The sequence below is a fragment of the Paenibacillus sp. FSL K6-1558 genome (assembly GCF_038002565.1).
GTDB classification, from domain to species: Bacteria; Bacillota; Bacilli; order Paenibacillales; family Paenibacillaceae; genus Paenibacillus; species Paenibacillus polysaccharolyticus.
Genome location: NZ_JBBOCV010000001.1, coordinates 6,340,922 through 6,352,366, shown reverse-complemented (window position 1 = coordinate 6,352,366; position 11,445 = coordinate 6,340,922). Strand labels below are relative to the sequence as shown.

General features: G+C 46.0%; 10 protein-coding genes. All 10 read right to left on the bottom strand.

The annotated features are described in order from the left end of the window. Positions 1-136: 136 nt before the first annotated feature. Positions 137-1,693: a tRNA (N6-isopentenyl adenosine(37)-C2)-methylthiotransferase MiaB gene (miaB, locus tag MHI38_RS27655; protein WP_090923804.1), complete on the bottom strand. Its 1,557-nt coding sequence runs from the start codon at positions 1,691-1,693 to the stop codon at positions 137-139. A gap of 307 nt (positions 1,694-2,000) precedes the next feature. Continuing rightward, positions 2,001-2,573, bottom strand: a complete 573-nt coding sequence (gene pduL, locus MHI38_RS27650; RefSeq protein WP_090923805.1) for a phosphate propanoyltransferase — start codon at positions 2,571-2,573, stop codon at positions 2,001-2,003. A 176-nt stretch (positions 2,574-2,749) separates the two neighbouring features. Then, positions 2,750-3,754 (bottom strand): membrane dipeptidase, encoded by a 1,005-nt coding sequence (locus MHI38_RS27645; RefSeq protein WP_154886334.1) that lies wholly within the window; start codon positions 3,752-3,754, stop codon positions 2,750-2,752. A 119-nt stretch (positions 3,755-3,873) separates the two neighbouring features. Then, complete coding sequence (locus MHI38_RS27640) at positions 3,874-4,134, bottom strand: stage V sporulation protein S (RefSeq protein WP_007430104.1); 261 nt, start codon at positions 4,132-4,134, stop codon at positions 3,874-3,876. A gap of 117 nt (positions 4,135-4,251) precedes the next feature. Further along, positions 4,252-5,046, bottom strand: a complete 795-nt coding sequence (locus MHI38_RS27635; RefSeq protein WP_090923807.1) for a TIGR00282 family metallophosphoesterase — start codon at positions 5,044-5,046, stop codon at positions 4,252-4,254. A gap of 80 nt (positions 5,047-5,126) precedes the next feature. Then, complete coding sequence (rny, locus tag MHI38_RS27630) at positions 5,127-6,668, bottom strand: ribonuclease Y (RefSeq protein ID WP_090923808.1); 1,542 nt, start codon at positions 6,666-6,668, stop codon at positions 5,127-5,129. 311 nt (positions 6,669-6,979) lie between these two features. Continuing rightward, positions 6,980-7,750: a regulatory protein RecX gene (locus tag MHI38_RS27625; RefSeq protein WP_445667221.1), complete on the bottom strand. Its 771-nt coding sequence runs from the start codon at positions 7,748-7,750 to the stop codon at positions 6,980-6,982. A 240-nt stretch (positions 7,751-7,990) separates the two neighbouring features. Continuing rightward, positions 7,991-9,055 carry a recombinase RecA gene (gene recA / locus MHI38_RS27620; RefSeq protein ID WP_090923809.1) on the bottom strand — a complete coding sequence of 355 codons (1,065 nt, stop codon included), beginning with the start codon at positions 9,053-9,055 and terminating at the stop codon, positions 7,991-7,993. 240 nt (positions 9,056-9,295) lie between these two features. Then, on the bottom strand, positions 9,296-10,552 hold the full coding sequence (locus MHI38_RS27615) for a competence/damage-inducible protein A (RefSeq protein WP_154886336.1): 1,257 nt from the start codon (positions 10,550-10,552) through the stop codon (positions 9,296-9,298). Between the two features lie 109 nt (positions 10,553-10,661). Then, on the bottom strand, positions 10,662-11,249 hold the full coding sequence (pgsA, locus tag MHI38_RS27610; RefSeq protein ID WP_090923811.1) for a CDP-diacylglycerol--glycerol-3-phosphate 3-phosphatidyltransferase: 588 nt from the start codon (positions 11,247-11,249) through the stop codon (positions 10,662-10,664). Positions 11,250-11,445: the final 196 nt, after the last annotated feature.

Here is an 11,445-nt window from a genome sequence, read left to right as displayed (position 1 = left end):
TGGGTGGCCGCTTCGGGTTCGGATCGTTCTTTCGATCGCTGTTATCTCCGATTTTTTTCGATCCCCTTCTCCAAGGGGAAAATCCGGCGATAAAGGCGAACGTTTCGCTTCTACAGAATCGATTCCTACCCCTCCGCTATTGATTCGCAGCTACCGGCTCGGTAAGCAAGTTGCCGCGAATATAAAACGTCATCGGATCGGTAATTTCCACTTGTACAAAAGTACCAATCAGCTCCTTAGAGCCTTCAAAATGCACCAGCTTGTTACTGCGTGTTCGTCCAGCCAGAACAGTTGAATTACGTTTGCTCTCGCCTTCGACAAGCACCTCAACAATCTTGCCACGTTGCTGCTCGTTGCTACGCTGGCTGTACTCATTTACCGTTTCGTTCAGGCGTTTCAGACGTTCTTTTTTCACTTCCATCGGCACATTATCTTCCATCACTGCTGCAGGTGTACCTTCGCGTGGAGAGTAGATGTACGTATAGGCAAAATCATAACCAACTTCACGAACCAGAGAAAGTGTATCCTCAAACTGCTCGTCCGTTTCACCAGGGAATCCGACAATGAAATCCGTCGTCAGAACGACGTCTGGAATGGCCGTTTTGATCTTCGCCGCCAGATTCAAATAGTGTTCCCGCGTATATTTACGACTCATACGTTTGAGTACTTCCGTGCTGCCTGATTGCACCGGTAAGTGGATGTGCTCCACCAGATTACCACCTTTGGCAAGCACCTCGATCAAGTGATCATCAAAGTCACGCGGATGGCTCGTTGTAAAACGCACACGTGGAATATCTATTTTACGAATATCGTCCATTAAGTCACCAAAGGTGTATTTCAGGTCCGTAAAATCCTTACCGTACGCATTCACATTCTGACCTAGCAGTGTAATTTCCTTGAATCCCTGTCTAGCCAGTTCTCGTACTTCTGCAATAACGTCCTCTGGACGACGACTACGTTCTTTCCCCCTGGTAAACGGCACGATGCAATATGTACAGAACTTGTCGCAACCATACATAATGTTTACCCAGCCGCGCATGCCTTCTCGTTTCTTCGGCAGGTTCTCAATGATGTCGCCTTCCTTGGACCACACTTCCACAACCATCTCTTTGCTAAAGAGCGCTTCCTGAATCAGGTGCGGCAGACGGTGTACATTGTGGGTACCAAAGATCATGTCAACAAAACCATGCTTCTGCATGATCCGGTTAACGACACCTTCTTCTTGAGACATACACCCGCATACCCCAAGCAATAAACCTGGGTTCTCCAGCTTCAGTGTTTTCAGATGGCCCAGTTCACCAAATACTTTGTCTTCTGCATTTTCACGAATCGCACACGTGTTAAGCAAAATAATATCCGCTGCTTTGCGATCTTCCGTAGCTTGATACCCCATCGTCTCCAGCAAACCTTTGATCGTCTCGGAGTCGTGTTCATTCATCTGACATCCATAGGTGTATACGATATAATGCTTGCCCTTTCCGATCGTTTTCAACTCTTCGGGAACAGCCGTCTCATACAGTACCTGAATGTCTTCCTTGCCCCTTTGTTTCTCCTGGCGATGGTTCGGTTCCGCTTTGATATTAATCTCGCGTCCGCGAATTCTAATCTTTTTGCTGAATTCATCTTGCGAAATTACTTTGGCATCGGAGAAATCAAAATATTGGGAGTAATCCTTTTTTGAGTCTTTAGCCATTTCCTTCGGTCACTCCTTACAGCCTCTATTCATAAAAAGCGTTCTTTTCATCACAAAATTCAACCATTTGGTTCCTCATGCTTCAAAAGAGCATTACAGCAAATTATAACATGAATTGGGCTGTAGTTCCACAAGCAAACACGGTCCTGCTCACTCCATTCTACCGTCCTGATCTGCCTTGCACAAAAAAACCTGAGCACATTGACGCACAGTTCAAGATGAACCGCCTCTGCCAGTGTACTCAGGTCATTTTTACTTATATCCGGCCTCTACGTTGTACTTCAACGCTATAGACCGTGTAAAGTCATTAGTCAATGATTTCAGCAGTGTCGCCATTGCGAGCGCCTGCTGCATTTGCTTCATCTGTATCGATGTGCATATCCAGTGCAAAGGAATCGGATACACGAGCCAGTACATTTTCAAGTACCAGACCACGATCCCCACCCAAGCGAACTTTCAACATTTGTTTGTCCTCAATGCCCCATTTTGCTGCATCGGACGTATGGAAGTGGATGTGACGAGCCGCAACGATAACACCTTTGTCAATCGTTACTTCGCCAGCTGGACCTTTGATTGTGATTCCAGGTGTACCTTCGATGCTACCAGATTCACGCACAGGTGCTTTTACACCGATCGCAAAAGAATCCGTCATGGAGATTTCCAATTGTGTTTCTGGACGAACAGGTCCGAGGATACGCACTTTATCAAACTGTCCTTTGGAACCAATGACCGCTACGGTTTCATTGGCAGCGTATTGTCCGGGCTGGGACAGAGGTTTAAATTCAGTCAGTTCATAACCTTTGCCGAACAAAATGTCAACGTGCTCTTGGGATACATGAATGTGACGGGCGGATACGCCCACAGGTACTGTTTTACTCATCGTAAATTCACTCCTTGTTTATCTATGGCCTGTAGACAGGCTCTTAACAATCCAAGTGGTATTATACTCCTTTTTACTGTGAAATGAAAACAAACTGATGAAAATTCATGAAATACACTTATTTTCGCTAATTCATTTCCATTTCGAGACACTTATTTTGAAAAAAGTGAGATTTATTACATCCTCTTTCTTTTACTTGCATCCATCAGTCCATCCTCTGGCAAGTGTTCCCCGAGATAACGTATTGCATTCCCCCATAACCAACCATGCACTAGTGCTTCGTCATAATGCTTCAACAGTATTTCTGTCAGCTTTGGATAACATCCAGCATGCTCCAAATCCTGAATTTTGGTTGAGATCCCGTCAAAATCCGATCCCATCATCAGATGATGAGCCCCGCCTAGCGAACAGATCTGTTCGATGTGTGGTAGCAAGTCCTCTATTCGCACTTCATCCGCTTCTTTGACAAACCAGGGTACAAACGTCAGGCCAACACGTCCATCTCTCGCAACTATGGCCTGAATCTGGTCATCCTTCAAGTTACGTATATGCGGACATACGTTATAGCTGTTAGAATGCGAGGCTATGAAAGGACGTTCGCTCAGATCGGCCAGTTCCCAGAACCCCTTTTCGGATAAATGAGACACATCCAAGAGCATCCCCATCTGATTACAGAGACGCACCAGTTCCTTGCCTTTCTCTGTCAGACCCGCCCCCCGCTTTTCCATAATGCCGTCCGCAGCCCAATTCGCATGATTCCATGTAAGACCAACGACGCGTACCCCCATCTGAAAACACAATTCCAGATAAAACAAGTTTCCTTCTAGCCCATCGACACCCTCCAATGTGATTAGGCCCCATGGAGCGGTTTCCACTTTTGTTCGCAAGTTTGCTACCTGTTCACGCCAAAGCAGTGTCTTGACCCCTCCAGAGCGCTGTGCGCTATGCTCTACCTTTTTACGGTACAACTCCAGCTGTCCCATCACATGTTCAAACTTGCCTCTGCCCAGCACTTCGGGTAAATAAATCGCAAATGCCTGCAGCTGAACACCACCTTCTTGCATGCGTTCCAGGTTGACATCCAGTTCGGAAGCCTTCTCAAAAGAAAGTTCAGGTTTCATCAGCAGTTTGCTTAATGCATCACAATGAAAATCAGCGATACGCTGGCCTGTTCTCGACATAGCCTATCCTCCCCATAACGTATAATTACCCATTTTCCCTCGATTCTTTTGTAAAATAACGCAAAAAAACCTGTCTACTTTATTCGTAAACAGGCTCATGCGTACCTTCAACTCATGTATTATCTGGGCTCCACAATCAGCTTAATGGCCGTTCGGTCCTCACCGTCAATCACAATGTCTGTAAAAGCTGGAATACAAATCAGGTCAACTCCGCTTGGTGCTACAAATCCCCGGGCAATCGCTACCGCTTTAATGGCTTGGTTCAGTGCTCCTGCTCCAATTGCCTGCAGTTCAGCATTTCCACGTTCACGAAGAACTCCTGCAAGAGCGCCGGCTACAGAGTTAGGATTGGACTTTGCTGAAACTTTTAATACATCCATGGTAAGTACCTCCCTGGGAATGTTGAAAGTTTGTTTCCACTTACTAGATGTTATTCGCGGGAGGAAAAAAAATTCCTTCTTTTTAGCAGGGTTTCCCGGCAAAATGGGACAATGCCCCTATTCCATGCGCCACTCATCTTCCATTAAACGTATTTTCTCAATCCGCGTAGCCGCACCGGTTTCTTCGTCAATATCCACGATCACGCCATGAAAATGCCATTTGCCGTCATCTACGACAAATCTCACTGGAAGCTGGGTGTAAAATTTACGTAGTACCGCATCACGCTCCATGCCCAGAATGCCGTCACGCGGTCCTACCATACCCGCATCTGTCAAATATGCCGTACCTCCAGGCAAAATACGTTCGTCGTTGCTTTGCACATGGGTATGCGTACCTACAACGAAGGATGCGCGTCCATCGAGATGCCAGCCCATCGCAATCTTCTCAGATGTTGCTTCCGCGTGCATATCCACAAGAATACATTTATAGTCTCTCCGTAGCTCGTCCACAATCTCATCCGCTGCGCGAAACGGGCAATCAATCGCAGGCAAGAAGGTTCTGCCCTGCAGGTTCACGATCGCAAGTTCTTTCCCTTCCCCCTTAACTACGGTATACCCACGTCCAGGTGTACCTGGTGGAAAGTTGGCTGGTCTGATCATACGTGGTTCATCATCTATAAAATCAAAAATATCCTTATTGTCCCAAGTATGGTTGCCAAGCGTAATGCCATGCACGCCCCAGTTAAAAAATTCATTGGCAATTGCACCTGTAATGCCGCGTCCTGCTGCAGCATTCTCACCATTGACAATGATTACATGGGGTTTATATTTCGATTTCAGGTATGGTAAGTTCTCCTTAAGCGCTTTACGCCCTACGTTTCCTACAATGTCCCCAATAAACAAAACTTTCATGATTTGTTGCCTCCTCAATTCCTACATGGCTTATCAACAGGAAAAGTGGCCCACTGAAGCGGCCACTTTTCCAAAATACTCTATTTTGCGTATTCAACCGCCCGGGTTTCCCGGATCACGGTGACTTTGATATGACCTGGATAATCAAGTTCATTCTCGATCATCTTCGTGATGTCACGAGCGAGGCGGAAAGCTTCAGCATCATCGATCTTCTCAGGCTGCACCATGACACGAACTTCGCGTCCAGCCTGGATGGCGTACGATTTCTCGACACCTTCGAAAGATTCCGAGATTTCTTCCAGCTTCTCTAGTCGTTTGATGTATGTCTCCAATGTTTCGCGGCGTGCACCTGGACGAGCTGCGGACAGCGCATCAGCTGCACCCACCAGCATCGCAATAACTGAAGTTGCTTCGCAGTCCCCGTGATGGGAAGCGATACTGTTGATAACCACTGGGTGTTCCTTGTATTTCTTCGCCAGCTCCACGCCAATTTCAACGTGTGATCCTTCCACTTCGTGATCCAGCGCTTTACCGATGTCGTGCAACAAACCTGCACGTCTTGCCAAAGTTACGTCTTCTCCAAGTTCTCCAGCCATTAGTCCTGCCAAATAAGCAACTTCCATCGAATGTTTCAGGACGTTCTGACCGTAACTTGTGCGGAACTTCAGGCGGCCCAGAATTTTGATGAGATCTGGGTGCAGACCATGCACGCCCACTTCAAAGGTAGCTTGTTCACCGTATTCACGGATACGCTCATCCACTTCTTTACGTGATTTCTCCACCATTTCTTCAATACGTGCCGGGTGAATCCGTCCATCCGCCACCAGTTTTTCCAGTGCCGTCCGGGCAATCTCACGGCGAATCGGGTCAAAGCCCGACAGAATAACAGCTTCTGGCGTATCATCGATAATGAGGTCAATCCCGGTAAGGGTTTCAAGCGCACGGATGTTACGTCCTTCACGACCGATAATCCGGCCTTTCATTTCTTCATTAGGCAGCGTTACAACGGATACCGTTGTCTCCGCTACATGGTCAGCCGCACAACGTTGGATGGCGAGTGTAATGATCTCGCGGGACTTTTTGTCCGCTTCTTCCTTCGCTTGCTGTTCAATGTCCTTGATCATTTGAGCCGTCTCATGACGAACTTCCTGTTCTACGTTGGACAGTATGATACTGCGTGCGTCTTCCATCGTGAGATTGGAGATTCGTTCAAGCTCCGTCACCTGGTTTTTGTAGATCATTTCGATCTGTTGCTGTGTTTCATCGATACGTTTCTCTTTGTTAGCCACTTGCTCTTCTTTACGTTCGAGTGATTCCAATTTTTTATCCAGCGACTCTTCTTTTTGCAACAATCGTCTCTCTTGTCGTTGAATTTCGTTCCGACGTTCACGAGTGTCCTTTTCAGCTTCGGCGCGAATGCGATGAATCTCATCCTTCGCTTCCAGCACCGTTTCTTTCTTCAGTGCCTCTGCCTCTTTTTTCGCGTTCTCCACGATTTGTACGGCAGCTTGTTCCGCACTAGAGATTTTAGCCTCTGCAAGAGATTTGCGAATAAAATATCCGACTCCGAACCCAATAACGAGCGCGGCCACAACGAGAATGATCGTGATAGCAATATCCATACTGTTCACCTCCTCGTTGGTTCCTCCAAGGCACTCCTTGGGTCAACTTTTCTGTTTTCATGCCTTACATATGTTTGGGAATAACGAATACTCACGGCGATCCCCCGCCGATTTTCATTTCACATGTACATGATTACATGTACTATCCACTGTTTCCAGTGAACCCATAATCAGGAATGGACTAAATCTGAAGAAACCGAAACCGCTTTTTTGGAAGGAAAAAGGGTTGTCCATTTCTTACAGACTCATGTCCATTTTAGTATTTGACGAAAGAAATTGTCAAGAGAATGCAGTATTGTTAGTCTCCTCGTCTAGTCCCATAACAATGCTTCATCCTCTTTGGCATCTTCTGCCCCATCCTCTTCCATTAAACGATTCATGACTCGGCGCACCAGATCCATGCTAAAACCGCGTCGCATCAAGTACGGGAACGTTTTACGTTTCTTCTCCTGCACGTCTCCTCGAACTTGTTTCCACTTCTTACGGCCAGCTGTTAATGCCGTGTCGAATTCTGCATCTGCACTAACATCATCCAGTACCTCCGCAATAAGTTCATTTGTAATTCCTTTTTGACGCAATTCTTGCCTTATCCACAGTTTTCCCTTCCGCTGCCCCTCCATACGCTGTCTTGTCCATTCCTTGGCAAACAGGTCATCATCGACAAGCTTTTCTTGCTCAAGCCGATCGAGGACCTCTTCAATAATCGGTGCCGCGAACTCCTTTTGCTTTAGCTTTTGCCGCAATTCATGACGTGTCCGCTGCTTAAACTCCAAAAAACGCAGTGACTGCACGTACGTCCTCTGGCGTTCATCCGCAACGATAATTTCCTCCAGATCTTTCTTCTTAAAAATGTTGCCACGTGTCATCCTGTACTTAATCATCACATCTTCCAGAACCGTAAGCGAATAGTGACCAAATAAAATCCGGTAGCGTGCTTCACGACTCTTCGTCCGCTCTACTCTGGTGATGATAAGTTCTTCATCGTCTGGAAATTGGGAGACGGCGTTTAGTTCTGCTTCTTCTTGCAACTCTTCGTCATCATCATGTGCATCATATTCCTGCTGATATTGGCGACGTTTCACTGTGATCCTCACGCTCCCTTGTTTGTGTTTTAGGGTAAAAAAAAGACTTCCTCAGCTAATCCTCTTATTTGATTTTCATTCAGGTCACATATGGCATAGATGCTAACAGCCTCTGTCCGGAATGGACAGAGGCTGTTAGCTGGCGAGAACCAATCCTATTTAGCTTCATAAGCATTAGCAGTCGCTCAATACAAAGTTCATACTGTGACAGAAGATCAAAGCCTTCCCGCACAGAAGAAATTACTCATTAATTTCGAATAATTCCTGTTCTTCAGCCGCTTCTTTTTCTTGCTCTTCACTCGTTGGAGCGGGAACAGCCGTTGTCAAATTGCTGGCTTCACGAATTTTCTGCTCAATCACATCAGCAATTTCTTTATGTTCTTTCATAAACTGCTTTGCGTTCTCACGGCCTTGCCCTAAACGTTCACCTTCATACGAATACCAAGCACCGCTTTTGTTGACGATATCCAGCTCTGTACCGATATCGATGATACTTCCCTCTTTGGAAATACCTTCACCATACATAATGTCAACTTCCGCTTGTTTGAACGGAGGTGCCACTTTGTTTTTAACAACTTTAATACGGGTACGGTTACCTGTAATGTCATTTCCCGATTTGATACTCTCAATACGGCGTACATCTAGACGAACCGTGGAATAGAACTTTAATGCACGGCCACCTGGTGTCGTTTCCGGGTTACCAAACATAACACCAACTTTCTCACGAAGCTGGTTGATGAAGATGGCAATCGTTTTAGATTTACTGATTGCACCGGACAATTTACGGAGTGCCTGAGACATCAAACGAGCCTGCAGACCAACGTGAGAATCTCCCATCTCTCCTTCAATCTCCGCTTTTGGTACAAGCGCTGCTACCGAGTCAATAACAATGATGTCTACTGCACCACTTCGTACAAGAGCCTCGGCGATTTCCAATCCTTGCTCACCTGTATCCGGTTGTGACAAGAGCAATTCATCAATGTTAACGCCCAGTTTGCTTGCATAATTCGGATCAAGCGCATGCTCAGCATCGATAAACGCAGCTTGTCCACCTACACGTTGGACTTCAGCAATGGCATGCAATGCCACAGTTGTTTTACCTGAAGATTCAGGTCCATATATTTCAACAATACGGCCTTTCGGCAAGCCGCCTGTTCCTAATGCAATATCCAAAGCCAAAGATCCGCTGGGAATAATTTCCACATTCATGTGAGTTGACTCACCCAATTTCATGATGGAACCTTTACCAAATTGCTTCTCTATTTGACGGAGCGCCATATCAAGCGCGGCACGACGGTCTGACAATAAACTCACACCCTTTACTGTTTATAATATAATGATACCTTGTTTTAACTCGTTTGCCAAGCTTTTTTTCGAACATACATTCGTTTTTTTGTTCAGGCCGAGGCGCCTCTTCCTCATGGAAATCGATGAAAAAACAGAAAAAGAACCGTAAACAAGGCTGTAAAGCCACATTTTACGGTTCTTCCGTCTACAATCATTATACTTCCTCAATTATGCAAATGCAATCTGCCTGCGTAATCATCAATCAATAGCGACTAACTTTTGCCATAACCGATACAGAATGGCCTTTGCCGAGCGAATGCGAACCGTTTCCCGGTTACCGTTTATCCGGAGTTCATGAATCTCCGTATCCTTCCCACGCTCAGCCAAAGCGATAAACACGAGGCCTGGTGGTTTACGTTCCGAATATCCCGGACCGGCTACTCCGGTAATCGACAATCCAAAATCAGCATCCCCGATCATACGGATCTGCTCTGCAAGCACTTTTGCCACCTCTGGGCTAACGGCACCTGGTGCATCTTCACCCTCCAGGTAACTGTGAGGCACATTTAACAGCTTTTCTTTGATCTCATTAGAGTAACATACAATGCCACCTTTTAACATCGAGGCACTTCCAGGCACCGAAGTTAAACTCTGCATCACAAGCCCTCCTGTGCAACTTTCAGCCGCGCTCAGAGTCAGCCCCATATCAGACATCATTGTAACAATCGTGTACTCTATAGGCACATCCTCGTTAGCGTAGAGATGTTCAGATAAACGCTCACGAATCTGCACTTCCATCGCATCCAGCTTTAGCTTGGCTTCTCCTTCGCTCGGAGCCTTGGTAGACACACGTACGGTTACTTCTCCCTCACTCGCGTAAGGAGCAATCGTAGGGTCTGTCTGTCCGTCAATCAAGTCAAGCAAACGGTCCTCCAGAGCAGATTCTCCAATGCCTGCGAATTTCAACATTCGCGAATAAATCGGCATTTCTTCTGTAAGAGCATGCTGAAGCAACCAAGGTTTGACTTCCTGCTCGAACATTGGAATCAGTTCTTTAGGTGGCCCAGGCATAACAACATAATATTTATCGTTATCCGCAATCGCGTTTCCGGCAGCAAGTCCGGTTTCATTCGCCAGAGGGGTTCCACCCTCAAGCACAATGGCTTGGCGCCGATTATTTTCCGTCATTTCCACATTCCGATCGCGGAAGAAACCTTCAATTTTATCCATAGCCATACGGTCAATATGCAACTTCCGATTCAACACTGCAGCCAATGCGTCTTTAGTCAAATCATCCTGCGTTGGACCGATGCCTCCAGAAAATAAAATAATGTCTGCACGGCCCTGCGCGATGCGTATCGCTTCACTAAGCCGATTCTGATTATCTCCAACTACCGTTTGAAAATATACGTCAATCCCCATTGCAGCAAGTTCACGGGAAAGGTATCTGGCATTGGTATTTACGATCTGTCCCAGTAGTAACTCTGTCCCAACTGCAATAATCTCTGCCTTCATTTTGGCTTCCTCCTGTACATATGTGGAGTAGTCAAAGGGCAATAGGATGAGTTCCTATTGCCCTTTGACCCAATGAGTCTTTCATCATTACCCGATTCAGCTTAAGTCATTACGCTTTTGATAAATGAAGCAAGTTTTTGTTTTTGATAAAGTAGTCAATTCCAGACCAGATGGTGATCAGAGCCGCTACATATACCGCAATTTCATCGACATGAATACCCGTGTATGAGAAGGGGAAATTGTTCAGCAGTAGCAAAACAATGGCTACAATCTGTACTACTGTTTTCAGTTTACCCCAAGCACTCGCAGCTACAACCGAACCGTCCAACAAGGCGATCTGACGTAGGCCGGTCACGGCAAATTCACGGCTGATAATAACGACTGCAATCCATGAATCCAGCTTACCCATTTGAACCAATGAAATCAAAACAGCGGTAACCAGAAGCTTGTCTGCCAGAGGATCAAGCAGTTTGCCCAGATTGGTGACCATATTGTTTTTCCTTGCAAGATAGCCGTCTATTCCATCCGTGCTTGCAGCAACGATAAAAATAAAAGCAGCAATTAACTGATTATACGGAAGCGTAAAGCTCCCGAGATGTAACGGCTCTGGATAAAACGGAAAATCCACGAGCAGAAACACCATCAAAAAAGGGATTAAGCAAATTCGTGCAAGCGTAATCCGGTTGGGTAAATTCACAAGACGCCCTCCCTTTGTATCCTCCATTACTTCAAACAATCATCTTACATTCCGTATTCATCATCTGAAGCAAAAAATGAACGATTGAAACGTCGACTTATATTTACATAAAAGCCTATGTAGAAACGCAAAAAATAAAGTCTACCGCTCAAACGCAAAACTGCTTTTAAACGCTCCGGTGACTTCCAGAAGTGTA